The sequence below is a fragment of the Amycolatopsis azurea DSM 43854 genome (assembly GCF_001995215.1).
Taxonomy (GTDB): domain Bacteria; phylum Actinomycetota; class Actinomycetes; order Mycobacteriales; family Pseudonocardiaceae; genus Amycolatopsis; species Amycolatopsis azurea.
On the sequence record NZ_MUXN01000029.1, the window covers coordinates 46,898 to 70,595 of the forward strand.

General features: G+C 69.2%; 22 protein-coding genes. 13 read left to right on the top strand and 9 right to left on the bottom strand.

Features of this window, described 5'->3' with window-relative positions; translation table 11 throughout:
- Positions 1-20: 20 nt before the first annotated feature.
- Together B0293_RS38910 and B0293_RS38915 are read right to left on the bottom strand one after the other, a co-directional pair.
- A complete protein-coding gene (locus tag B0293_RS38910; RefSeq protein ID WP_005167244.1) occupies positions 21-872 on the bottom strand; it encodes an ABC transporter permease in 852 nt (283 codons plus the stop codon).
- Positions 869-1,813, bottom strand: a complete 945-nt coding sequence (locus tag B0293_RS38915) for an ATP-binding cassette domain-containing protein (protein WP_005167243.1) — start codon at positions 1,811-1,813, stop codon at positions 869-871. Before B0293_RS38915 ends, B0293_RS38910 begins: the two co-directional genes overlap by 4 nt.
- A gap of 277 nt (positions 1,814-2,090) precedes the next feature.
- On the opposite strand from B0293_RS38915, the gene B0293_RS38920 reads away from it, so the two are divergent.
- The 12 genes from B0293_RS38920 to B0293_RS38975 all read left to right on the top strand — a co-directional run bounded on the left by B0293_RS38920 (position 2,091) and on the right by B0293_RS38975 (position 13,838).
- A complete protein-coding gene (locus B0293_RS38920) occupies positions 2,091-3,686 on the top strand; it encodes a DUF6801 domain-containing protein (RefSeq protein WP_005167241.1) in 1,596 nt (531 codons plus the stop codon).
- Between the two features lie 198 nt (positions 3,687-3,884).
- Entirely contained in the window at positions 3,885-4,664 is a 780-nt protein-coding gene (locus B0293_RS38925) for a hypothetical protein (protein WP_005167239.1), read from the top strand.
- 2 nt (positions 4,665-4,666) lie between these two features.
- Positions 4,667-5,470 (top strand): MlaE family ABC transporter permease, encoded by an 804-nt coding sequence (locus B0293_RS38930; RefSeq protein WP_005167237.1) that lies wholly within the window; start codon positions 4,667-4,669, stop codon positions 5,468-5,470.
- A gap of 3 nt (positions 5,471-5,473) precedes the next feature.
- On the top strand, positions 5,474-6,313 hold the full coding sequence (locus B0293_RS38935) for an MlaE family ABC transporter permease (protein WP_005167235.1): 840 nt from the start codon (positions 5,474-5,476) through the stop codon (positions 6,311-6,313).
- Entirely contained in the window at positions 6,310-7,533 is a 1,224-nt protein-coding gene (locus B0293_RS38940) for an MCE family protein (RefSeq protein ID WP_005167234.1), read from the top strand. The genes B0293_RS38935 and B0293_RS38940 overlap by 4 nt, the downstream gene beginning before the upstream one ends.
- Positions 7,530-8,543, top strand: coding sequence for an MCE family protein (locus tag B0293_RS38945; protein ID WP_005167233.1), 1,014 nt, complete (start codon positions 7,530-7,532; stop codon positions 8,541-8,543). The genes B0293_RS38940 and B0293_RS38945 overlap by 4 nt, the downstream gene beginning before the upstream one ends.
- A complete protein-coding gene (locus tag B0293_RS38950; protein WP_245192155.1) occupies positions 8,534-9,550 on the top strand; it encodes an MCE family protein in 1,017 nt (338 codons plus the stop codon). Before B0293_RS38945 ends, B0293_RS38950 begins: the two co-directional genes overlap by 10 nt.
- Positions 9,550-10,554, top strand: a complete 1,005-nt coding sequence (locus B0293_RS38955) for an MCE family protein (protein WP_005167229.1) — start codon at positions 9,550-9,552, stop codon at positions 10,552-10,554. The genes B0293_RS38950 and B0293_RS38955 overlap by 1 nt, the downstream gene beginning before the upstream one ends.
- Positions 10,551-11,534 carry an MCE family protein gene (locus tag B0293_RS38960; RefSeq protein WP_005167227.1) on the top strand — a complete coding sequence of 328 codons (984 nt, stop codon included), beginning with the start codon at positions 10,551-10,553 and terminating at the stop codon, positions 11,532-11,534. Before B0293_RS38955 ends, B0293_RS38960 begins: the two co-directional genes overlap by 4 nt.
- Positions 11,534-12,634 carry an MCE family protein gene (locus tag B0293_RS38965; RefSeq protein ID WP_005167226.1) on the top strand — a complete coding sequence of 367 codons (1,101 nt, stop codon included), beginning with the start codon at positions 11,534-11,536 and terminating at the stop codon, positions 12,632-12,634. Before B0293_RS38960 ends, B0293_RS38965 begins: the two co-directional genes overlap by 1 nt.
- Before the next feature lie 5 nt (positions 12,635-12,639).
- Positions 12,640-13,152: a hypothetical protein gene (locus B0293_RS38970; RefSeq protein WP_005167224.1), complete on the top strand. Its 513-nt coding sequence runs from the start codon at positions 12,640-12,642 to the stop codon at positions 13,150-13,152.
- A gap of 11 nt (positions 13,153-13,163) precedes the next feature.
- Positions 13,164-13,838: a hypothetical protein gene (locus tag B0293_RS38975; RefSeq protein WP_005167222.1), complete on the top strand. Its 675-nt coding sequence runs from the start codon at positions 13,164-13,166 to the stop codon at positions 13,836-13,838.
- Positions 13,839-13,980: 142 nt separating this feature from the next.
- Here the strand turns inward: B0293_RS38975 and B0293_RS38980 are convergent, their stop codons facing one another.
- The 4 genes from B0293_RS38980 to B0293_RS38995 form a co-directional block, all read right to left on the bottom strand.
- A complete protein-coding gene (locus B0293_RS38980) occupies positions 13,981-15,225 on the bottom strand; it encodes a PucR family transcriptional regulator (RefSeq protein ID WP_005167220.1) in 1,245 nt (414 codons plus the stop codon).
- A gap of 32 nt (positions 15,226-15,257) precedes the next feature.
- A complete protein-coding gene (locus B0293_RS38985) occupies positions 15,258-16,448 on the bottom strand; it encodes a helix-turn-helix domain-containing protein (RefSeq protein WP_005167218.1) in 1,191 nt (396 codons plus the stop codon).
- 340 nt (positions 16,449-16,788) lie between these two features.
- Positions 16,789-17,778 carry an alpha/beta fold hydrolase gene (locus tag B0293_RS38990; RefSeq protein WP_005167216.1) on the bottom strand — a complete coding sequence of 330 codons (990 nt, stop codon included), beginning with the start codon at positions 17,776-17,778 and terminating at the stop codon, positions 16,789-16,791.
- A 341-nt stretch (positions 17,779-18,119) separates the two neighbouring features.
- Entirely contained in the window at positions 18,120-19,340 is a 1,221-nt protein-coding gene (locus B0293_RS38995; RefSeq protein ID WP_005167213.1) for a helix-turn-helix domain-containing protein, read from the bottom strand.
- A gap of 317 nt (positions 19,341-19,657) precedes the next feature.
- On the opposite strand from B0293_RS38995, the gene B0293_RS39000 reads away from it, so the two are divergent.
- Positions 19,658-20,854 (top strand): helix-turn-helix domain-containing protein, encoded by a 1,197-nt coding sequence (locus B0293_RS39000; RefSeq protein WP_005167211.1) that lies wholly within the window; start codon positions 19,658-19,660, stop codon positions 20,852-20,854.
- Here B0293_RS39000 and B0293_RS39005 read toward each other — a convergent pair.
- From B0293_RS39005 to B0293_RS39015, 3 genes are all read right to left on the bottom strand, one after another.
- Positions 20,794-21,345: a GtrA family protein gene (locus tag B0293_RS39005; RefSeq protein WP_425331843.1), complete on the bottom strand. Its 552-nt coding sequence runs from the start codon at positions 21,343-21,345 to the stop codon at positions 20,794-20,796. The genes B0293_RS39000 and B0293_RS39005 overlap by 61 nt on opposite strands.
- Positions 21,346-21,352: 7 nt before the next feature.
- Positions 21,353-22,567, bottom strand: coding sequence for a lipase family protein (locus B0293_RS39010; RefSeq protein WP_005167209.1), 1,215 nt, complete (start codon positions 22,565-22,567; stop codon positions 21,353-21,355).
- A gap of 129 nt (positions 22,568-22,696) precedes the next feature.
- Entirely contained in the window at positions 22,697-23,269 is a 573-nt protein-coding gene (locus B0293_RS39015; RefSeq protein WP_005167206.1) for a hypothetical protein, read from the bottom strand.
- Positions 23,270-23,698 lie beyond the last annotated feature (429 nt).

Sequence of the window (23,698 nt, forward strand, 5' to 3'; positions counted from 1 at the left end):
CCACACAGTCGGCGCCACCCTCACCTCGGCGCGGTTTCCCGGGGTGACCGGAAGGTCCGGGCCGCGATCCACCCGCCCGCCAGCGCCGCCACGGCCGCGATCGCGAGCGAGATCGGGATCGACCAGCCCGACGGCCGCCCCAGCGCCAAAGCCCGGGTCGCGTCGATCGCGTAGGTCAGCGGGTTGAGCGCCGAAACCACGCACAGCCAGGTCGGCATGGTCTCGAGCGGCATGTACGCGCTGGAGGAGAACATCAGCGGGAACATGACCACGAACGACGCCATCTGCAGGGTTTCGGCCTTGCGCAGCCAGGTCGTGATGGCGACGAAGATCCAGCTCAGGCACCAGCCGACGACGAGGGTGAGCAGAAGTGCCGCGGTGACACCGAAAACGCCGCCGGTCGGCCGGAAACCGAGCAGTACCACGCTGGCGAGCGTCGTCACCAGCAGCTGCACGCCGAGCCGGGCGGAATCGGAGATGGTGCGGGCCACCAGGACGGCCGAAAGGCTGATCGGCATGCAGCGCAGGCGTCCGGTGAATCCACTGTAGATCTCCGCGAGCAGACCGGCGCCCGAACTCATCGCCGTGGTCATCGCGATGTTCACCAGCGTCGCCGGGACGAGGAAGTTCACGTATCCCTCGTACGCCGCGACACCGGGCAGCGTGCTGACCCCGGTGAAGACCTGACTGAACAACAAGAGCAGCACGATCGGTTGCAGCAGACCGAAGAACACCAGCCGCCGGTCCCCGAACGCCGTCTTCAGCGACCGGACGGCGAGCACCCGGACCTGGGTGCCGAACGTGCTCGGCGGCCAGGTCGCCGGATCGGTCAGAATCGGCGGGGACGGCGCGCGGTGCCGTGCCTCGGTCATGACGGGACCGCCGGATTCCGGTGCAGGGACAGGTAGACGTCGTCGAGCGTCGGCTCGGCGACGGTGAGGTCCCGCATCGGCGCGCCCGCCGCGTCGAGCGCGCGGACCAGCACCGTGATGTCGGCGGGCCCGGACAGCGGGACACCGATCACGAGCCCGGACGCCGACGGCGTGCAGCTCATGCCGAGCCGGTGCAGCGCGGCCAGTGCCCGGCGGGCGGCGAGGTCGGTGCCGAAGGTGAGGGTCGCGGTCCGTTCCCCGAGCCTGGCCTTCAGCTCCGACGGCCGCCCGGAGATCGTGACGTGCCCCAGTCCCAGCACGATGACGTGATCCGCCAGTCTGTCCGCCTCCTCGAGGTACTGCGTGGTGAGCACGACGGTGGTGCCGCGCGCGGCGAGCCGTTCGACGCCGTCCCAGAGCCCCGCTCGGCTGAGCGGGTCCAGACCGGTCGTCGGTTCGTCGAGGAAGAGGACGTCGGGGGAGCCGACAAGCCCGGCGGCGAGGTCGAGCCGTCGCCGCATCCCGCCAGAGTACGTCTTCGCGGGCCGGTCGGCGGCGTCGTCGAGGCCGAACATGGCGAGCAGTTCGGCCGCGCGGGCTCTGGCCTGGCGCCGGTCCGCGCCCAGCAGCCGGGCGACGAGTTCGAGGTTCCCACGGCCGGACAGCGCGTCGTCGACCGCCGCGAACTGCCCGGTGACCCCGATCCGCCGCCGGACGTGATGCCCGGCGCGGACGACGTCGAAACCGCAGACCTTGGCGCTGCCTCCGCTCGGTTTGACGCGGGTACTCAGGATGTCGATCAGCGTCGTCTTGCCCGCGCCGTTGTGCCCGAGCACCGCGAGCACGGTGCCGCGGCCGACACGAAGGCTGACGCCGGCGAGAGCCGTCACTTCACCGTAGTGCTTGGCGAGGCCGTTCACTTCGATGGCAGCCTGCTCCATTCGCCGAACTTAGCGGGGGTTTCGGCACCGCCGCAATGAACGGGAACGCACTCCGGATGCGCGTGACAATTTCGCGCCCGGCTGGGCTGACGGAGATGACAAAAGCTATTTCGCGCGGGGTGTCGGTGCCAGTTAATCAGTCACCCGATCCCACCTGGATGACAAACGGATTCGGTGTCCTTGCCGGTCCGGAAGGGCACAGGTAATTTACCGCTTCCGTGTCCACGCCGTTTCGGCCGTGTCACGCAATTTCTCCGATTCCCCGGGAGTGACCGTTGTGAAGTTCCCACTCAAGTCGAAAAGATCCGTGCAAGCCTTGGCCGCCGGCACCGTGGCCGCCGTCGCGGCCACCCTCGGTGTCGTCGGCGCGGGCTTGAGCGAAGCGGCGCCCGCGTCGCTGACGCTGAAGTACATCTGTCCGTTCCCGCTGATCGGCGACCAGACCCTGGTCGTGAAGGTCGACACCGTCCTGCCGGACGACGCCGTGGCGGGGAAGACGTCCACCCCGATCACCTTCGACGTCGACGTCACCGTTCCGGCGGACGCGACCTCGGGCCTCACGCTCGTCGGCGCCACCACCGTCGAGGGCAGCGCGAAGGCCGCCGCGGTGCTGAAATACCCGGTCGACAAGACGCTGAACCTCGGCCTGCCGCTGGCCATCCCGGTCACGCCGGTGCCGGAGTCGGGCGAGTTCCACGTCAAGACCAGCGGCAAGGCGCCCGCAGTCACGTTCCCCAGCGCGGGCACCGCTTCGGTGACGGTCGGGAACTTCAGCACCACGATGACGCCGAAGAACGCGCAGGGACAGCCGACCGACCTCGGCACGTTCACCTCGGACTGCGTGGTCCAGCCGGGACAGAACCAGCAGCTGGGGACGTTCGAGATCAAGCCCGCCGGTGGTGGCACGACGACGCCGACCACCCCGACGACTCCCACCACCCAGCCGACGCCGACCACGGAGCCGACCCCGACGACGGAACCGACCCCGACGACGGAGCCCACTCCGACGACAGAGCCGACGCCGACCACGGAGCCGACTCCCACGACTCAACCGACCCCGACGACGGAACCGACTCCCACCACGGAGCCCACTCCGACGACGGAACCGACGCCGACGACCGAGCCGACTCCCACGACTCAGCCGACGCCGACCACCGAGCCGACGCCGACGTCGTCGACCCAGCCGACTCCGACGACGGAGCCGACCCCCACCAGCGAACCAACGCCGACGACGGAGCCGACTCCCACGACCGAGCCGACTCCGACGTCGTCGACCCAGCCGACTCCTACCACGGAGCCGACCCCGACGACCCAGCCGACGACCCCGACCACCGCGCCGACCACCACGACGACGCAGCCGCCGGGCGACACGCAGATCACCTACGGCGTCAAGGGCAAGACCACCATCGCCGGGCTGAACGCGCGGCTCCCGCTCGGTCCCGGTGAGTTCACCGCGAAGCTGAACGCGCAGTCGGGCAGGTTCACCGGACAGCTTTCGCTGCCGCCGTCGAACGTGCAGTTCCGCTTCCTCGGGTTCTTCCCGGCCTCGGCGACGGTGAAGATCAACCAGGTCGGCGACGTGACGGGCACCGTCAACGCCGGCGCGGTCAAGGCCGACACGAAGGCCGACGTCAAGCTGCTCACCGTGCGGCTGTTCGGCTTCCCGATCCTGGCGAGCTCGACCTGCAAGACGGCTCAGCCCGCCGACATCCCGCTGGTTTCCGCGCACGGCTTCAATCCGTTGAAGGGCGGCAAGCTGACGGCCGAGTACAAGCTGCCGCAGTTCCGCGGTTGCGGCCTGCTCACGCCGTTGATCAGCGCGATGGCTTCGGGTGACGGGAACAGCCTGGAGATCGACCTCACCAAGAAGTAGGTCAGGTGTCGTGAGTGGTAATGGCGGTGGGAACCGTCATTACCACTCACGAATCCCACGCCAAAACAGTTACGCCCATTACAACCTTTTCCGTTTCCGGAGCCCCCGGCCACGCATTACTTGTCTCGCAGTACATCCGCCAGTAGCGTCTGCACGAGTTGGCCGTTCGGCCGGAGAAGTCGAAGTGAGGAAGCCCGAATGTCAGTGATGACCGGGCGCGTTCCGCGCGCCTTCCTGCTCCCGGCGGTGCTGGGGCTGGGGGCGCTTTCCTTGGCTTCCGCCTCCGCCGAGCCGGCACCCGCGCCCACCCCCACGCAGCAGGCCGAAGCCGGGCAGGTGATCGCCGCGGCCGGGCTGCCGTTCGGTTTCTACGTCGGCGACGAACAGCAGGCCACGACGAGCCACGTCGCCAAACTCGGTTCCGACATCACGTTCCCGCAGGGCCGGTTCGACGGTTCGCTCCTCGGCCTGTCGGGCAAGGTGCCGATCACCGGCAAGCTCGCCATCCCGTCGACGTCGAGCTACTTCGTGTCCTTCCGGTTCATGCCCGCCACCGGCACGGTCGAGCTGATCCCGGACGGCGACGCCACCGGCACGGTCGAGGTGAAGACCGGCGCGACGACCAACTGCAAGGCCGTCGGCACCAACCTGTGCGGCGATTCCGACGTCACGTCCAAGGTGTTCATCAAGCTGTCCGACGTCAAAGTGGACGGCAAGGTCCTCGACGTCGGCCCGAACTGCCGGACCGCGCAATCGGTCGCGGTGAACATCAAAGCGTTGATGCCGCTCGGATTCCCCGCCCCGTCGGTCAAGGCGACCAGCACCTTCTCGACGCCGGGCTTCACCGGCTGCGGGGTGCGCGAGGACCTGAGCCCGTTGCTCACCGGCCTGGTCTCCGGCCCCGGCAACACCTTGGTCACCAACCTCAAGCTGCGGTGTGTCGGTTCGGGCCCGCCCCCCAACGGATGCGGAGCCTGACGATGACCAATCCCGTCGCCCTGCTCGCCCGCGCGCCGGAGAAGGCGGCCGCCGGACTGCGCGAGTTCGGCCGCATGTGTGCCATGGGCCTCGATGTCATCCTCGCGATGTTCCGCCGCCCTGTGCAGATCCGCGAGTTCATCCAGCAGTTCTGGTTCATCGCGAGCGTGTCGATCACGCCCGCGATCCTCGTGTCGATCCCGTTCGGCGCGGTCATCTCGCTGCAGCTCGGTTCGCTCACGAGCCAGATCGGCGCGCAGCAGTTCAACGGCGCCGCGAGCGTCCTCGCCGTCGTGCAGCAGGCCAGCCCGATCGTGACGACGCTGATCATCGCCGGCGCGGGCGGTTCGGCGATCTGCGCGGACCTCGGCGCCCGCTCGATCCGCGAGGAGATCGACGCGATGGAGGTGCTCGGCGTCTCGCCGATCCACCGGCTGATCGTGCCGCGCGTCCAAGCGGCCATCGGCGTTTCGGTGCTGCTCAACGGTTTGGTCAGCGTGGTCGGCGTGCTCGGCGGCTACTTCTTCAACGTCATCGTGCAGGGCGGGACACCGGGCGCGTACCTCGCGAGCTTCAACGCGCTGGCCCAGCTGCCCGACCTCGTCGTCAGCTCGATCAAGGCGTTCATCTTCGGGTTCCTCGCCGGCGTCGTCGCGGCCTACCGGGGCCTGAACCCGAGAGGCGGCCCGAAAGGCGTCGGCGACGTCGTCAACCAGTCGGTGGTGATCACGTTCCTGCTCCTGTTCTTCGTCAACACGATCCTGACCGCGCTGTACCTGCAGCTCGTCCCCGCGAAGGGAACCTGATCCGTGACCAGCGTCCCCGAACGGGCCCGCGAGGCGTTCAAACGCCCGGGCAACAGTCTTTTCGAGCTGGGCGACCAGCTGCTGTTCTACGTCCGCGCGCTCGCGGCGATCCCGATGGCCGTCACCCGGTACTTCCGCGAAGTGGTGCGCCTGCTCGCCGAGGTGACCTTCGGCAGCGGCGCGCTCGCGGTGATCGGCGGCACCGTCGGCGTGATGGTCGGCCTGTGCGTGTTCACCGGGATCACCGTGGGGTTGCAGGGTTTCAGCGCGCTGAACCAGATCAACATCTCCGCGATGACCGGCTTCCTCACCGCGTACTTCAACACCCGTGAGATCGCGCCGCTCTCGGCGGGGCTCGCGTTGTCCGCGACGGTCGGCGCCGGGTTCACCGCGCAGCTGGGCGCCATGCGGATCTCCGAGGAGATCGACGCGCTCGAAGTGATGGCCGTGCGCAGCATGCCGTACCTCGTCACCACGCGGATCGTGGCCGGGTTCATCGCGATCATCCCGCTCTACGTGATCGGCCTGCTGATCTCGTACCTCGGTTCGCGGGTGACCACGGTCGTCTTCTTCGGACAGTCCGGCGGGACCTACGACCACTACTTCTCTTTGTTCCTACCGCCGGAAGACGTCCTGTGGTCGTTCGGCAAGGTGCTCGTGTTCAGCGTCGGCGTCATCCTCACGCACTGCTTCTACGGCTACCGCGCGGCGGGCGGCCCGGCGGGTGTCGGGGTCGCGGTCGGCCGCGCCGTGCGGACGTCGATCGTGCTGATCAGCGTGCTCGACCTGTTCCTCAGCCTCGCCATCTGGGGCGCCACCACGACGGTGAAGGTGTCCGGATGAGCGCGCGGGCACGGACGCAGGCCGCCGGGGTGATCTTCCTCGTCATCCTGGTGCTGCTCGGCTGGGTCGCCGTCGCGATCTTCAACAAGGATTTCGAACGCGCGGAACTGGTCACGCTCAAGACCGATCGGGTCGGCAACCAGCTGGCCCCGCCCGCCGAGGTCAAGGTGCGCGGTGTCCCGTTCGGCGAGGTCCGGGCGGTCCGGGGCAGCGCGGACGGCGCCGAGATCGACCTCGCCATCGACCCGGCGAAGATCGACCAGCTGCCGCGCAACGTTTCGGCCCGGCTCCTGCCGAAGACGGTGTTCGGCGAGCGCTACGTCAACCTCGTGCTCCCGGACCGGCCCGCCGGTGGTTCGCTGCGGGACGGCGATGTCATCGGCCAGGACAGGTCGGCCAACGCGATCGAGCTGGAACGCGTCCTCGGCGATCTGCTGCCCCTGTTGCGCGCGGTGCAGCCGCAGAAGCTCAACAGCTCGCTCGGCGCGATCTCGCTCGCGCTGGACAATCGCGGGAAATCGTTGGGGGACAGCATCGTCCAGCTCAACGACCTGCTCGGTCAGGTGAACCCGCTGATGCCGCAGTTCAAGGCCGACATCAGCGGTCTCGCCGACGTGGCCGATCTCTACACCGGTGCCGCGCCGGACATCCTCAAGGCCCTTTCGGATCTCTCCACGACGGCAAAGACCATTGTGGACACTCGCGCGGACCTCGACAAGCTGTACAGCAGCGTCACCACGGCGAGCGGTGATCTGAACAAGTTCCTGGTGCAGAACAAGGACAACATCATCGGCGTCAGCGTGAAGAGCAGGCCGACCCTGGAACTGCTTTCCCGCTACTCGCCCGAGTTCCCCTGTCTGTTCGACGCGGTGAACCGGCTCAAACCGGTGATGGAAAAGGCGTTGGGCAAGGGCACCGGCGAGCCGGGCCTGCACGTGACGCTGTCCGTCCACGAGCCGCGCGACAAGTACGTGCCGGGCCGGGACGACCCGCGGTTCGACCAGAAGGGCGGCCCGCGGTGTTACGGCGGGGGTCAAGCTTCGGCGGCGGTGTCCTTCGCCTCCGATGGGGACCTCGGCCCGGCAAATTCGAAGGGGGAGCGAGGGCTGGTCGCCGAGATCCTGGCGCCGTCGCTCGGGAAGAAACCGGCCGAGGTCCCGGACTGGAGCAGCGTGCTCGTGGGCCCGGCCCTGCGCGGAACGGAGGTGACCGTCCGATGAGGAGTGTCCTGGGCCCGGCGATCAAGGGCCTGATCTTCTTCGTGATCACCGTGGTGGCGACCGGGATCCTCGCGATCACCATCGCCAATTCGGGGGTCGGCACGACGGTCGGCTACACCGCCAGATTCACCGACGCGACGTCGGTCAACCCCGGCGACGAGGTCCGGATGTCCGGTGTCCGGATCGGCCAGGTGGACTCCATCGGCGTGGTCGAGCGGCGCTTGGCGGACGTGCGGTTCTCGATCGAGAACAAGCGCCGTCTCACCGCGGGGGCGACGGTCACCATCAGGTACCGCAACCTCGTCGGCCAGCGGTATCTCTCCGTCGACCCCGGTCCCGACGGCCCCGCCGCGCTCGGCGACGGTGCGCTGATCCCGCCGGAGCGCACGACGCCGGCGCTGGATCTCACCGCGTTGTTCAACGGGTTCAAACCGCTGTTCCAGGCCTTGTCGCCGAACGACGTCAACCAGTTGTCGTTCGAGATCGTCCAGGTGCTGCAAGGGGAGGGGAGCACCGTCGACAGCCTCCTGGAGCACACCGCTTCCCTCACGACCACCTTGGCGGGCAAGGACAAGGTGATCGGCGAGGTGGTCGGGAACCTCAACACGGTGCTCGACACGCTGAACTCCCAGGGCGATCAGTTCGACAAACTCGTCGACGTCACCGCGCAACTGGTGTCCGGGCTCGCGGGCGACGCGAAACCCATCGGGCAGGCGATCGGCGGGCTCGGCGAGCTGACCACGTCCACCGCGGGGCTGCTCCAGGACGGCAGGGCACCGCTGAAGGCGAGTATCGACACCTTGGGCGCCCTGTCGAAGAACCTCGCCGACAACACCCCGGTGTTCGAGCAGTTCCTGACGAACCTGCCGAAGAAGCTGGACCGCATGGGCGCGATGGTCTCGTACGGCTCGTGGTTCAACTTCTACCTGTGCTCGGTCAAATCGGACGCGCGGCCCGCCCCGGGCGGCCCGCCGGTCGGCATCCCGCTGACCCAGGGACGGTGCCGGTGAAAGCGCCCAGGATCAAACCCTTCCGCAGCCGCAATCCGATCGTCGTGGGTACCGTCACGGCGGTGCTGATGGCCGCGGCCGGCTCGGCCGTGTTCTTCTCCGACGACCTCCCGCTGATCGGCGGCGGCACCACCTACGCGGCGGAGTTCACCGAGGCGGCCGGGCTCAAGCGCAACGACGAGGTCCGGGTCGCCGGGGTGAAGGTCGGCGAGGTCTCCGACGTCCTGCTGGACGGCGCCCGGGTCAAGGTGCTGTTCCGGGTCAAGGACACCTGGATCGGCAACCGCACCACCGCGTCGATCAAGATCAAGACCTTGCTGGGGCAGAAGAACCTGGTCATCGACCCGGTCGGCAACGCGGAACTGGATCCGGACCAGCCGATCCCGGTGGAGCGCACGAGTTCGCCGTACGACGTCACCGCGGTGTTCAACGACCTCGCGAACACGGTGGGCGCGATCGACACCGATCAGCTGGCGAAGGCGTTCGGGACGCTGTCGGAAACGCTCGGTGCCTCCACACCGCAGGACGTCCGGACCGCGTTCGACGGCATCACCGCGCTGTCCAAGACACTCGCCTCGCGCGACGAGGAACTGGTGAAGCTGTTCCAGAACACGGACAAGGTGTCCCGGACGCTCGGCGACCGGTCGCAGCAGATCGAGGCGCTGATCCGCGACGGCAACACCCTGCTCACGGAGCTGAACGCGCGCAAGGACGCCATCGCGAAACTGTTCAGCGGCGTCAAGAACCTGTCGGTGCAGCTCAAGGGGCTCGTCGCGGACAACCAGAAGACGCTCGGCCCGGCGCTCGACCAGCTCGACCGCGTCGCCACGGTCCTGCAGCGCAACCAGGACAAGCTCAACGAGAGCCTGCGGCTGGCGGGGCCGTTCTACCGGCTGCTCGGCAACGCGGTCGGCAACGGCCGCTGGATCGACACCTACATCTGCGGGCTCGTCCCGACCGGCGGCACGCCGGGCAGCTGTATGCCGTCGAGGAACGGGGGACGCTGATGGGGCGCCACTTCACGCTGTCCGATCTCGGAGCCCACTCGCGGCGACGGGCCTGGGTGCGGCGGCTCGCGCTCGCCGTCGTCGCGGGGCTGCTCGTGACGGCGGCATGGCCGCTGCTGACGCGGCAGGCCGACCGCCTCCTGACCGGGTACTTCACCGCGACAGTCGGGGTGTACCCGAACACCGAGGTGCGGGTGCTCGGGGTCCCGATCGGCTCGGTGACCAAGGTCGAACCGAAGGGCACGAACGTCGAGGTGACCATGACGGTCCGGCCGGACGTCAAACTGCCCGCCGACGTCGGCGCCGTCGTGATCACCCCGAGCCTGGTCGCCGACCGGTACGTGCAGCTCACGCCGGTGTACCTCGGTGGGCCGGAACTGGGCGGCGACGCCCGGATCCCGCCCGAGCGCACCGTCACCCCGGTCGAGGTCGACGAACTCCTCGGCAGTCTCAACCAGCTGATGACCGCGCTGGGACCGAAGGGCGCCAACCGGGACGGCGCGGTCAGCGACGTGCTGACCAAGGCCGCGACCTACCTCGACGGCAACGGCGGCAAACTCGGCGAGGCGATCAAGAACCTCGGCGAGTTCGCGAGGACGGCCAGCGACTCCAAGGACGACCTGTTCAACTCCGTCGACAACATCAGCAAGTTCACCGCGATGCTCGCTTCGAACGACGGCAAGGTGAAGGAGGCGATCCAGCAGATCTCCTCGATCAGCGAGATCCTGGCCGATCAGCGGGACCAGTTCTCCGGCGCGATGACCGAACTCACCGAGGCGCTCAGCGTCGTCCAGGGCTTCATCAAGGACAACCGGGGCAAGGTCAAGTCCGATGTGGACAAGCTCGCCGAGATCACCAAGGTGCTCAGCCAGCAGAAGGCGTCGCTGAGCGAGGCGCTCGACGCCGCGCCGAACGCGCTGGCGAACGTCCTCGGCGCGTACAACCAGGGCGCCGGAACGCTGGACGGGCGCGGGAACCTCACCGAATTCTCGGGGGCGAAATGAAGTCCCGGCTCAACTGCGCGGCCGTCCTGGTCCTCACGCTGGCCGTGACCGGATGCAGCAACGGCGTCGACGTCTACGACATCCCGTTGCCCGGCGGTGCCGCGCTGGGGGAGCGGCCGATCCACGTCACCGCGAGTTTCAGCAACGTGCTGGACCTCGTGCCGCAGTCCGGGGTGAAGGTCAACGACGTCCCGGTCGGCCAGGTGCGGACGGTCGACCTGGCGCCGGACGGGCGCAGCGCGGTGGTCGGCCTGCTGATCAACGGCGACGTGAACCTGCCCGCGAACGCCGTCGCGCGGCTGCGGCAGGCGAGCATCCTCGGCGAGAAGTTCGTCGAGCTGGCACCGCCGGACGACGGCACCCCGAACGGGCGGCTGACCGACGGCGCGGTGATCCCCCTCGCCAGTTCGTCGCTGACCCCGGAGATCGAGGAGGTCTTCGGCGCGCTTTCCCTGCTGCTCAATGGTGGAGGAGTCGCGCAGGTGCAGAACATCACCCGCGAACTCAACGACGCGCTCGGCGGCAAGGAAAGCGCGGCCCGCAGCCTGCTGTCCAATTTGGACACATTCGTGCGCGGGCTCGACGAGCACAAGGCGGAGATCACCCGTGCCATCGAGAGCGTCAACAAGCTCGCGGCGACGCTGAACGCGAACACCGAAGAGATCAAGGCGACGCTGAACGGGCTCACTCCCGGGATCGAGGTGCTGAACCAGCAGCGTCAGGCGCTGGTCGGGATGCTGAAGTCGCTGGACGGGCTGACGTCGGTCGCGGTCGACACGGTGAACCGCAGCAAGGACGACCTCGTCGCCGATCTCAAAGCGCTCGAACCGTTGCTGCGGCGGCTGGCCGACTCCGGGGACAAACTGCCGAAGGCGATGGAGATGATCTTCACCTTCCCGTTCCCCGACGCCGCGCTGGACGCCATCCGCGGTGACTACCTGAACACGTTCCTGACCTTCAAGAACAGTGGTGGTCGCTGATGCTGACCAGGTTCGTCCGTGTCCAGCTGGTGGTCTTCGTGGTCATCGCCGTCCTCGGCATCGCGTACGTCGGCGCGACGTACGCGGGGTTGGACAAGCTGGTGCTCGACCGCGGGTACACGGTCAAAGTGCGGCTCGCCACCGGAGGCGGGATCTTCAGCAACGCCGAGGTCACCTACCGGGGCGTGCCGATCGGCCGCGTCGGCGACCTGCGGCTGACCGCGTCCGGGATGGAAGTGGACCTCGACATCGATCCGGGCGGCCCGGAGGTGCCCGCGGACACCGAAGCCGTCGTGGCCAACCGGTCCGCCGTCGGCGAGCAGTACGTCGACCTGCGGCCGCGTCGCGGTGACGGTGCCGTGTTGCAGGACGGCTCGGTGATCTCCGAGGCGGACACGAAGATCCCGCTCCCGGTGGACGTCGTCCTGTCCAGTGTGGACTCGTTCGCCAACTCGGTGCCGAAGCCTGCCCTGCGGACCGTGGTCGACGAGCTGTACAACGCGACCAACGACGCGGGCCCGGCGCTGGACCAGCTCGTCGGGCGGGGGATCGAATTCGTGCGGGAGGCGAGCGCGCACGTCGGGCCGCTGACCAGGTTCGTGACCGACGCGCACACCGTGCTCGACACGCAGGTTTCGCAGGCGGACGCGATCCGCTCGTTCGGCGCCAACGCGAAACTGCTGGCCGCGACGCTCAAGAGCTCCGACGGGGATCTGCGACGACTGATCCCGGCCGTGCCGGCGGCCGCGAACGAGGTCAGCACGCTCCTGCGGGAGACCGGCCCGAGCCTCGGCGTCCTGCTGGCGAACCTGCTGACCACCGCCGACGTCTTGGAAACGCGGCAGGACGGCATGGAGCAACTGCTGGTCACCGCGCCGAAAGCGGTCGCCGCGGGCCACGCGATCATGGGTCCGGACGGCGCGCACGTCGGTCTCTCGCTGACGTTCTTCGATCCGCCGCCGTGCGTCACCGGCTACGGCACCGGGTATCGCGACGGACTCGACACGTCGGCGCGTCCGTTGAACACTTCGGCGCGCTGCGCGCTGCCCAAGGGCAACCCGACGAACGTGCGCGGCTCGCAGAACGTGCCGGGAAGGTGAAGACGATGACCCGACTTGCTCGGCTTACGGTCCTGCTCGCGGTGGTGGCCACCGCTCTCGCCGCCTGGTTCGGTTACTCGTGGTGGGACGCGAGCCGGGACGACGGCGTCGCGCGAGCCACGGTTCGCGAGGAGGCGTTGCAGGCGGGCAGACAGTCCGTGGCGGCACTGACCACTTTGGACTATCGGCAGGCCGAGCAGGGCTACCAGAACTGGCTCAACCTGTCCGGCGGCGCGCTGCACGACGAGCTGGCGCGGGACCGGGACGGCGGGCTCGGCCGGATCGGCCAGGCGAAGACCGTCACCACCGGCCGGGTCGTCGACGCCGCGGTGACCGAAGTGGACAGTGGCGGCGGGACCGCCGAGGTGATCGCTTCGGTCGAACTCGAGGTCCGGCCCGACGGCGGGGAAGCCGTGACCAAGCACAACCGGTTCCGCGCCGGCCTGAACCGGACACCGGACGGGTGGCGCGTCACGTCGCTCGGCCAGGTGCCGGTGACCGACACCGGAAAGCCCTGACGGAGGACGGGATGAGCACGAAACGAGCCGTCAAACCGGCGCGGCGCACCGTGAAGGTGGCCGGGAAAATGGGCGGGAGCACGCGGGTCCTCGAACCTCCGGAAGAGGAGGTCCCCGAGAACACTGAGAACACCGAGGCCCCTGAGGACACTGTCGTCTCTTCGGCGCCTGAGGTCGTTGCGCCGGTCAAGCGGCGGCGGGGTGTCGTGGTGTTCGGCGCGGTCGCGGTGGTGATGGCGGGCCTCGCGGGGTGGTTCGCCATCGAGGCGCGGGACGCGACGTCGGTCCTGGCGCACAACACCGCGCTGACCGACGTCGCCACCACCGCCGAGGTGAGCGACCAGATCGGCAAGGCGCTCGGCACGGTCTTCTCCTATCGCTACGACGATCCCGCCAAGAGCGAGCGAGCCGCGAAAGAGGTCCTGACCGGGCCCGCGCTCGGGCAGTACGACCAGCTGTTCGCGCAGGTCCGAGGGCTGGCGGCGGAGCAAAAACTGGTCGTGACGTCGACTCCGGTGGTCTCGGGCGTCAAGGTCCTCGACGGGGACCGGGCGTCGCTGCTGGTGTTCCTCGACCAGACCGGCGTACGCGGGGACGGGCAGCGCAGTACCGGTGCGGCCCAGCTGAGCGTCACCGCCGAACGCTCCGATGGCCGTTGGCGAGTCACCGCCCTCGCCGCCGCCTAGCGAACTCGCGTGAAGGCCCCCTTCTCTCGGCTGAGCCGAGGGAAGGGGGCCTTCACGTACTTCGGGACCTGGGTGACGGGACACCGAACTCGCGTGATCAGACACGTGAGTTACGGCTCCAAGCACGCGAGTCACGTCGCCGTCAGGAGGGGGCGGCCCGCAGGGCCAGGATCATCTCGAACCGCCGCTCGGGATCCCGCAGCCCGTCGGCGAACAGCGCCTCCAGTTCCTGAGCGCGCGACCGCACCGTCTGCGGATGCACCGCGAGCCGTTCCGCCACCTCACGGACGTTCCCGCACGTCTCCAGCCACGCCAGCAAGGTCCCGGCCAGGCGCGAATGCTGCTTCCCGGTCAACCCGGCGAGCGGACCGAGCCGTTCCCGGACCAGCTCGGCGGCCAGGAACGGTTCCTTGAGCAGCCACAGGCGCGAAAGATGGTCGACGCACCACGTGACGGGCTCGTCCGCGAGCGCGCCGGAATCGACGAGCCGCAGGGCTTCCCGAGCCGCCCGCAGGGAACGTGCGGCGAAGGCGGGCGGGACCGCGGGGCCGACGGCGGCCCGCCAGCCCGCCAGGTCTTCGGCGAACTGCTCCCGTTCGTCCGGTCGCGGAGCGGGGAGCAGCAGGCAGGGGGAGGGGCTTTCGAAGTCGGCCAGCGCCGTCGAGACGGCCGCGGGGGCTTCGTCCGAAGGCCTGTCGAGGGCGACGGCGACGAGCAGGTCCGGCAGCTCCCAGCGCGCCAGGTCGGCGGCGTGTTTGACGACTTCGGGCGGTGACGGCGGTTCGGCGAGCAGGAGCTCCATCAGCCGGTGCCGCCGTCGTTCCAGCGCGCCGGCGGCCTTCTCCCGCGCCTCCGCGTGCCCCTCGACCGACAGTGCCGACAGCTCGTCGATGTAGGCGAAGATGGCTTCCGCGAGCAGGCACAGCGTCGCCGAGGGCACGCCGGCGCGGCGGCCGGCCTCGGCCACCCGGCGCCACGTCACCCTGGCGCCGACCCGGTAGGCCGCCTGGAGGACGTCGACGTTGCGACCCTGGTGGAACTCCTCGACCCCCAGGCTCAGGAACACGCTCCGCCGGTCTTCCGACGGCGCTTCCGGGTTCCCGACCCGCTCCACGAACTGCAGGAACGCCATCTGGACGCCGGTCTTGAGCGACTTCCCGAACGCGCCGTCCAGCGGCCGCGCGTAGTCGGGGATGGTCCGCTGGATCTCCCGGACCACCTCCCCGGCCACGTCGGCGAGCACCGGCCGGAACACGGTCGCCAGCTCTCTCGGCAGCAGCGCCCAGAGCTGGACGGGACGCCCGCTCGACCCTCCCGGCCGAGCGGGCGTGAGGAGCGGGCCGTACGTCGCCTCGACCCCGCTGCGACCATCCTGCGGTCGGGTCACCTCGTCACCTCGTTGTGAGTGGGAAACGCTGGTCAGTCGTCGGCGAGCAACGCCTCCGCGCGCAGGGCGATCTCCATGTCGAGCCGGTCGTCGGCGTTGTTCAACCGGTCGCCGAAGAGATCGATGAGCTGGTGCATGCGGTACCGGACGGTCTGCGGGTGGACCTTGAGCTTCTTCGCGATCTCCGGAGCGCTGCCCCGGGACTGCAGCCAGATCAGCAACGTCTCCCCGAGCCGCGCCCGCTGTTTCGGCGTGAGGTCGTCGAACGGGGCGAGGCTGCGCGTGCACAGCTCACGGACCAGGAACTCGTCGGCGAGCAGCCACAGGGTGGACAGGTGATCGCTGTACCGCGTGACCGGGTTGTCCGGCAGGACGCCGCGCTGGACCAGCCGCAGTGTGCGGCGTGCCCACAGAAGGGAGCGCGGCGCCTCGGTGAGCCGCACGGCCGGGCCGATCACCGCGCGCCAGCCCGGAAGCCGTTCGGCGAGGTCCTTCAGGTGCTTGTCGGGGTCGCCGGTGACCAGGCAGGGCTTGGGGCCCTCGAAGTCGACCAGGACGTCGGAGTCCAGGTCGGCGCTGTCGGGATCCATCGGGCCGAGCCGCCGCTCCAGCGCGACGACCGTGACCTCGGCGGGCATCGCCCACTGGGCGTTGGCGGCGTGGGCGGCGATCGACTGCGGGGAGGACGGCGGATCGGAGAGCATCAGTTCGAGCAGCCTGCGCCTGCGTCTCGCCCTGGTGCCCGCGGCCCGTTCCTGCGCGGCCGTGTAGCCCTCGATGGACAGCGCGGAAATCTCGTCCACGTAAGCGAAGATCGCCTCGGCCGCGGTGCACAGGAGATCGGCGTCCGCTCCGATCCCCTGCCCGAACTCCGAGACGTGCCGCCACGCGACGCGACCGCCGACGCGGTAGGCCGTCTGCAGGCAGTCGAGGCTGCGGCCTTCCTTGAACTCGACCCTGCCGAGGTTGCGGAACACCGCCGACCACTTGTCGAGTGCGGCCGTCCCCTGACCGATGGTATCGAGGCAGTGCAGGATCGCCTGCCGGATACCCTGCGTGATGATCTGTCCGAACGCGCCTTCCAACGGCTGCGCGTACTCGGGGACGGCTCGTTGCACCTCCTGGAGGATGGCTCGGGCCAAGGGGTCGGCGCGCGGCCGGAACCGCTCGCCCATGTCCCTGGGCAGTGACGCCCACAGGCCGTTCGCACCGGTGCTGCGCACAGGTCGGTTCTCCACTGGGGTTCTCGGTGCCGGCGTGAAGGCGCGCGGTCGCTGGACCGGACCCGGTGGCTGGCGGTGCGGGGTGGCGGGGTGACGCACGTCGGGGTCGGGCCGTGCGGTCCGCAGGTCGTGCCGCGAGAATCCGGTATCCAAGTCGGTCATGTTTTTTATCCTTGCTGGCAACAAAATCAGCCTCTTCAACGATGAAGCCGATCCAGATTTTGTGGCTCACGCAACATAAAATCCGGCTGAGAGGACTGTCAACGGCTGGCGGGGCCTTGATCGGCCACCTGGATGGACTACACCCGAACGGGTGGTCCGATCCGGTGGCGGGTGACATTTAGGCCGGCCTCAGATGGCGTCCGGATGACAACTTTTCCGGGACCTTCTCGAGCGCCTCGGCCGCCTCGCTGGCGCGGATGAGCACCTCGACGACCTCGTCCAGGCTCAACCGGGCGGGCGCGGTCTCGGCGAGGAAGCGGTCGAGCTCGCCGCCGAACCGGGCCGGGTCGGCCACATGTGGAAAGTGTTTCGCATTTTCGAACACCGTCAAGCGGCTGTCCGGCAGCAGTTCGGCCGTCTTCCGGCCGTGGGCGACCGGGATGAGCGGATCGCGCGCGCCCCAGACGACGAGTGTGGGCACCTCGCGGGCCAGGTAGAGCTTGTCGATCGCGCTCGCGCGCTGGCCGCGGAGGTCGATCAGGCTCCGCGCGATGAACAGGAACGCCCGTCGCCTGCCAGGATCGGCCAGTGACGCTAGGTGCCTCGTCAGCTCCCGGGTCTCGGGGGAGAGCTTCCCGCCGAGCGAGCGGCCGACCGCGGCGAGCCCGCGGGCGATCGCGACGGTGACCGGGTTGACCGCGACCGACAGCGTCACCTTGGCCCCGGGAAGCGCCGTCGCGCGCAGTACCGGGGTCACCTGCGGGCCGAGCCCGGCGCTGCCCACCAGCACCAGCCGGGCGCACATCTCCGGGAACTGGTAGGCGAACTGCATCGCTATCCCGCCGCCGAGGGAGTGCCCGGCGATGGTCGCGTGCCGGTTCCCGGTGAGCGCGAGGATGTCGCGGACCACGCTGGCCATCGCGCCGAGGCCGTAGTCGGCCCGTGGCGCCCCCGAATCGCCGTGGCCGGGGAGATCGGGGACGAGGACGCGGCGCCCGAACCCGGTCCGCTCGAAGTGGTCGAGCAGCGGGGCCCAGGTCTCACCGCTGCCCGAGATCCCGTGCAGCAGCACGAGCGGCTCACCCTTGGTGTCCTTTGTGGACGGACGGTATTCCCGCAGCCGGATTTCCTGCCCGTGCAGGGTCAGTGTGCGCGCTTCGAGGGCCATGTGCCGCCTTTCCGTGGTCAGGCGTCAAAATAACGGGTAGAACGGCGGTCGCGTCAGCGTGTCGCCGGACACGTCCGGCAATTGCCACCGGGATGACAAGAATTCCGGTCCGGACCCCGATCGGGATGCCAAAACCGTGACGCCCGCGCAATTCCGCATCGACATTTTCCCATCGTCCCGGTATTCAGGAAAGCGTCGGTAAACACCCGTCACCACGGGGAGAAATGCGATGGCCTGCCGGGCGGACTTCCACGTCGACCAGCCGAGGGTGAAGCATGCCCGCCGCGGCCTCCGCTGGGTGCTGCCCACCGTGCGGCCACCGGAACGGCGGGTCCGGCGGGTCAGCTCCCTGGCGTCCCGTCGTCGCGGCGGTGGGCGCGCATAAGCCGCTGCGCGCGCAGCGCGAGCTGCATGCCCAGCCGGTCGTCGGCGTCCCTGAGCCGGTCGCCGAACAGGTCCTCCAGCTGCCGGAGGCGGTTCCGCACGGTCTGCGGATGGACACCCAGTCGTTGCGCGATTTCCGGTGCCCCGCCACGGGTCTCCAGCCACGCCAGCAGGGTTTCGCTGAGCCGCTCCTGTTGTTTCTCGCTCAGTGAGGTGAACGGGTCGAGGCTCCGTTTGGCCATCTCGGCACCGAGGAAGTCCTCGGCCAGCAGCCACAACGTCGCGAGGTGATCCCGGCACCAGATGACCGGCCCTGGCGCGTCCTCGCTGGTCAACAGAAGCGCGCGGCGGGCGGTGCGGAGGGCGGCCGGAGCGTCGGTGAGCGGGACGACGGGCGAGACCGCCACGCGCCAGCCGTCCAGCGCGTCCTTCAGGGGCGCGAGATCGGTGTCGGGATCAGCGGTGAGCAAGTAGGGCTCGGCGGAGTCGAGGTCGAGCAGCACCGTGTCGTCCAGGAGATGCGCGGGGAACTCCGGCGCGCCAGGGGAACGCTGGAGCGCGACCATGGCCGCGGTCCCCGGAACCCGCCAGCCGGCGCCGTCGGCCAGGCTCGCGATACTGCACGCGGACCCTTCCGGCGCCTGGGCGATCAGTTCCAGCAGGCGGCGACGCCGGAGCGGGATCGCGCCCGCGGCCATGGCCTCCGCCTCCTGGTAGCCCTCGATCGTCGTGGCGCACAGTTCGTCGACGTAGACGAAAACGCTCTCGGCCGCGAGCGCGACGACTCCGGCGCCGACGCCGAGCCCGCGCACGATGGGCCGCATCGCCCGCCACGCCGTCCGTGCGCCGATGGTCGCGCTGTCGTGCAAAGGTTCCAGGCTCCGGCCTTCGGTGAACTCGATCCGCCCGCGCATGCGGTAGAAGTCGATCCAGCGGTCGTGGGGCAGGTCCGGATCGCCGATGCAGTCGACGTAGTGCCGCACCGCCCGCTCGCAGGAGACGACCAGGACGCGGCCGAAGACGCCGCGCAACGGCTGTGAGTACGCGGCGACCGAGCGCTGCACCTGCTTGATCATGGCGGCCGCGGCGTGCCCGGTATACGGACGCAGTTCTTCGCCGAGCGAACGCGGCAGCGTCGCCAGCATGCCGAAACTGCGGTACTCGACCACGAAGACCACCCTTTGATTTTCTTCGAACCGGGGGACGGGAAACATGAATCCCTTTTCGCAACCGCGTCGGAGCGACGAGAACGGATGCCGGAGTGTTTCTACTGGATCGGCCGACGGCGTGTACCGCGAATGTGACGTTGAATTGACGACGGAAAGTCGCGATACCCGGCGCCCGTGACACGGACGGGCGTTTCGGTGCGGCGGCTTTTGACACGGATGTGGCGCCGGTCCTACGCTCCGTGCATTCGAGTGCGCCGGTGGCGCGCGGACGAAAGGGAATTCGTGCCCGTAATCGTCGGCCTACTCAACAGCGGGAGAACGCACACGTGAGCTGGCAGCCCGTTGGCGCGTTGTGGGAACGCCTCCCGAGGGAACTCGGCGACGCCGTCCGGCCCCGGATCCCGGCGATCGCCCGGCACTGCGTCGAAAGCGTGGTGTCCGAGATCAGTGAATGCGCCGAGGTGTTCAGTGACGGCGAGGCCCGTGCGGCGGCCGTCGAGCTGACCAGGCGCGGCATCGAACGCGCCATCGACCGGGTCGGCGTCCCCGAACTACTGCAGAACGACCTGCTGGCGGATTTCCGCGCGCAGGGCCGGATCGCGTTCCATCAGGGACTCAGCCGGGAGGCCGCGCAGGCGGCGTTCAGGGTCACCAGCCGGGTGCTGTGGCGTTCGATCGCCGCGGCCGGGCGTCAGCTACAGCTGTCGGGCGACGTCCTCTACGGCGCGGCGGAGTGCCTTTTCGGCGACGTCGTCGAGGTGACGATGGCGCTGTCGGACGGGTACAACGCCGCGCAGGCCGAATCGACAGGGCCCGCGGAGCAGCGAGCCCGGTTGTTCCGGCTGTTGACCGCCGGCGCGGGATACACCCAGGCCGACGCCGGCTCGCTCGCCGTCGCCATCGGCTGGCGGATCCCGCCCCGCGTCACCGCGGTCGTCTTCGTCGCGGAACCCGGCGCGTCCGCGTTCCCGTCGGGCCTCGTGCCCTCGGCGGTGCCCGCGGATTTCGTGTCCGACGCGCCCGGCGCCCTGGTGGCCTGTCCCGACACCGACCTCGACGGCCTGCGGGAACTGCCTTCCGGCTGGTCGGCGACGGTCGGGGTGTCCGTGCCGACGGAACAGGCCGCCGAGTCGTTCCGGATCGCGCGCCGCGCGTCCGAACTGGCCAGGCGGGGGCTGATCACCACGGTCGGACCGGTGCTCTGGTGCGAGGAGCACCTCACCACGCTGCTGCTGCTCGCCGACGAGTTCCTGCTGGACCAGCTGGCCGGTGAGGCGCTGGAACCGCTGTCCGGGCTCGCGCCGAAGCAGCACGACGAGCTGTCGGCGACCCTGCTCACGCAGGTGCAGACGCGGGGGAGCGCGCCCGAGATCGCCCGGCAGCTCGCCGTGCATCCGCAGACGGTGCGGGCGCGCCTGCGGCGGCTCGCGGAGCTGTTCGGCGAGCGGCTGGACGATCCGGATCAGCGGCTGCGGATCGAATTGGCGTTGCGTGCGGAAAGGCTGCGCCCCGCGGACGTCTGACGGGCTCCGGCGACCGGGAACACCCAGCGCCGGTAGCCCCACCAGCGGAACGCCGAACCCGCCGCGGTGCCCAGCAGCATCCCGCTGACGAAGTCGGCGATCTCCTGGACGAGAAAGCTGACTTCGGGGACTTCGAGGCGCAGGACGTACCGCGAGATCAGCGGCGGGCACAGGTTGATCGTCACGGCGATGGCGTTGACGGCGAAGAACAGCGTCGCCTCGTGGAGACGGCGTCTGCCGCCGCGAGTGTGGAACGCCCAGCGCCGGGAAAGCAGGTACGCGAAGGCCGTCGCCACGACGGTCGCGATCGCCAGCGCCGTGACCGGTTTCTCTTGCAGGACAGTGAGTTTGAGCCCGTAGTTGGTCCCGAGAGTGAGGCCGAACGCGGCCAGGCCGACGGTGGCGAACCGGAGCAGCTCACGCCGCTTCCCGGTCCGCGCACCGCCGGCCGCCACGCCGTCCACAAAGGACGCGGGGGCGGTTCTGAGCACCGCGGGCTCAGCAGTTCGACGTCGCCGGGACGCCCGCGACCCGGTCCTTGAGGAAGGACAGGACGTCGGCGTTGCCGGTGTAGACCGCCGTGATGTGGTCGGTGTCGAAGGTCTTCCAGGTCGTCTTGACCCCGGCCGCGCAGTAGGCCTTGTGCAACGCGTCCGCCTGGGCGAACTGCACGAGCTGGTCCTGGGTGGCGTGGTAGAGGAACACCGGGACCTTCGGCGGTGTCGCGCCGAGCTTGTTCTCGTTGAGCCGCTTGACCCATTCCGGCCGGACGTACCCGGCGCTGGTCGTGTAGTCGGCGATCTTCTGGTTCGCGTAGGTGGTGAGCAGCTCGAACGTGCACGCGCTCTTCTGCATCTCCGCCAGCTTCACACGGCCGTTGTCGCTGAGGAAGGAGTCCAGCTTCAGCTCGGGATACGCGTTGTCCAGGCCGACGAGGGCGTAGGCGAAGACACCGAACCCCGCCTTCCCATCGAGCTGCAGGGTGACCTGGACGAGGTCGGCGGGCACACCGCCGGCGGCGACTCCGACGAGGTTGAGTTCCGGCGCGTACGTCGGCTGAAGCTCACCGGCCCACGCGGCCGCGCCGCCACCCTGCGAGTACCCGCGGAAGGCCACCTTGGCGTCGGCGGACAGTTTCGTCTCCGGCAGCCGCTGCGCGGCGCGGACCACGTCGATCACCGCCGGGCCTTCGGACCGTCCGACCACGTACGTCGTCTTCGGATCCTGGCGGTAGCCCTCGTAGTCGGTCAGCGCGACGGCGTATCCGGCGTCGAGCGCGTCGTCGAGACCGGACTGCTCGTAGAACGCGCCGATGTCGATCATCTTCGACGGCGTGCAGTCGAACGCCGGACCGTGCGTACCGGCCGCGAACGAGACGATCGGCGCCTTCGCCGGGTCGACGTTCTTCGGCACCAGCACCGTCCCGGTCACCGCGTCCGGCCGCCCGAGCGCGTCCGTCGACAGGTACATCACCTGCCACGCGTTGACGGAATCCTTACGCGGTCCGGCTTTCGAGATCCGCGAGCGGATGATGTCGCCCGGCTTGCCCGCCGGAAGCGGGGACGGCGGGGTGTAGAACGAGTCGTCGGACGCCGCCGGGGTGGCGGAGTTCGCCGGGCTCCCGCTCAGCGCGGTCAGCAGACCGGCGGCGAGGACGGTCGCCACCGCCGCGGCGAGCAGACGGCGGGACGGGCGGGGGAACGAGATCGGCACGGCCGGGCCTCCAGGTCGGGTTGGCTTGGCTGAGGGAGAAAGACGGCCGTGAGCGTCGCGAAAGCCACTTTCGGGACATCAGATGTCCCGAAAGTGGCTTTCGCGACACCGCTCGGACCGGGGTCGGGGTCAGGCGTTGCCGCCGTAGACCTGACGGCAGGTCGTGGATTCGGCGAACGCGAGGTTCAGTTCCGGGTTGGCGCGAAGGTGCTTGATCGGGCCTTCGGGTTCGCTCAGCCCGCTCATCGTGGAGTCGGCGTCGGCGACCACCTTCTGCAGGCTCGCCTGGTCGGTGACCTTCGCGTCCTGCATCTTCGTGAGGGTGGCGGACACCTTCGTCTTGGTCTCGCCGAGTGTGGTGGTGGCCTTGTCCACGGCGGACTGTCCATCCGGGACCGGCGGCACACCGGCGTTCCGGATCCCGCCCGCCATGTCGTCGAGGGCGGCCGACAGCGAATTCAGGAAGCCCACCATGGCGGTCTTCGTCCCCTGGGGGTTGGCGGGGTCGAACGCGGGCGGCTGGGAGATCTTCGCCGAGCCCGTCGCGACCCCCGAGCACACCTTGTCCACCCAGGCGAGCGCGGCCGGGTCGGCGTGCCGCCCGGTGTCGGCGGGCTTGTCGGACCCGCAGGCGCTCAGCAGGACCGCGGCGGCGGTCGCGGAGACGATGGCGAACGCGATTCGCGCTGCCGTGCGGCGCATTCTTTTCATGGTTTCCCCGTCGAATTCGGCGAAAGAGGGCCGGCCGTGGCACGAGGAGCGGGATTCCGCGCTGGTCGGCGGTGACCGGCTTGCTGAACCGCGAGGTTACTCACGAAAGAATCCAGCAGGCAAGACGGTCGGCGACGGTGAAAAGGTGATTGGCACGCGCGAGATAATTTCGCGCCGGGTGATTGTCACCCGCGTCAGCGGTTCCGCAGGTGGCGCCCAGTGGCTCTGTACTGGGGAAACCCATGTGTCGCTACTAGGAACCGGGTGCGTGCACCGTGCCAGGGTGACAATTTACCGGGACCGCGTCAACTTTTCCGGGAAAGCACTTGATAGCGTCGTGGACGCGTCGTTAGTTTACTGTTCGGTTGCGATCCGTCAGACATCGTCGCTACCCGGAGAATTCTCTCGGGCCGATATTCA

Bases quoted from the DNA above. Each gene is read 5' to 3' on its own strand.
- B0293_RS38910 (WP_005167244.1), bottom strand. From the start codon at position 872: ATGACCGAGGCACGGCACCGCGCGCCGTCCCCGCCGATTCTGACCGAT.
- B0293_RS39015 (WP_005167206.1), bottom strand. From the start codon at position 23,269: ATGCGCCGCACGGCAGCGCGAATCGCGTTCGCCATCGTCTCCGCGACC.
- B0293_RS38990 (WP_005167216.1), bottom strand. From the start codon at position 17,778: ATGGCCCTCGAAGCGCGCACACTGACCCTGCACGGGCAGGAAATCCGG.
- B0293_RS38955 (WP_005167229.1), top strand. From the start codon at position 9,550: ATGGGGCGCCACTTCACGCTGTCCGATCTCGGAGCCCACTCGCGGCGA.
- B0293_RS38925 (WP_005167239.1), top strand. From the start codon at position 3,885: ATGTCAGTGATGACCGGGCGCGTTCCGCGCGCCTTCCTGCTCCCGGCG.
- B0293_RS38940 (WP_005167234.1), top strand. From the start codon at position 6,310: ATGAGCGCGCGGGCACGGACGCAGGCCGCCGGGGTGATCTTCCTCGTC.
- B0293_RS38965 (WP_005167226.1), top strand. From the start codon at position 11,534: ATGCTGACCAGGTTCGTCCGTGTCCAGCTGGTGGTCTTCGTGGTCATC.
- B0293_RS38975 (WP_005167222.1), top strand. From the start codon at position 13,164: ATGAGCACGAAACGAGCCGTCAAACCGGCGCGGCGCACCGTGAAGGTG.
- B0293_RS38970 (WP_005167224.1), top strand. From the start codon at position 12,640: ATGACCCGACTTGCTCGGCTTACGGTCCTGCTCGCGGTGGTGGCCACC.
- B0293_RS38930 (WP_005167237.1), top strand. From the start codon at position 4,667: ATGACCAATCCCGTCGCCCTGCTCGCCCGCGCGCCGGAGAAGGCGGCC.
- B0293_RS38945 (WP_005167233.1), top strand. From the start codon at position 7,530: ATGAGGAGTGTCCTGGGCCCGGCGATCAAGGGCCTGATCTTCTTCGTG.
- B0293_RS38960 (WP_005167227.1), top strand. From the start codon at position 10,551: ATGAAGTCCCGGCTCAACTGCGCGGCCGTCCTGGTCCTCACGCTGGCC.
- B0293_RS38915 (WP_005167243.1), bottom strand. From the start codon at position 1,813: ATGGAGCAGGCTGCCATCGAAGTGAACGGCCTCGCCAAGCACTACGGT.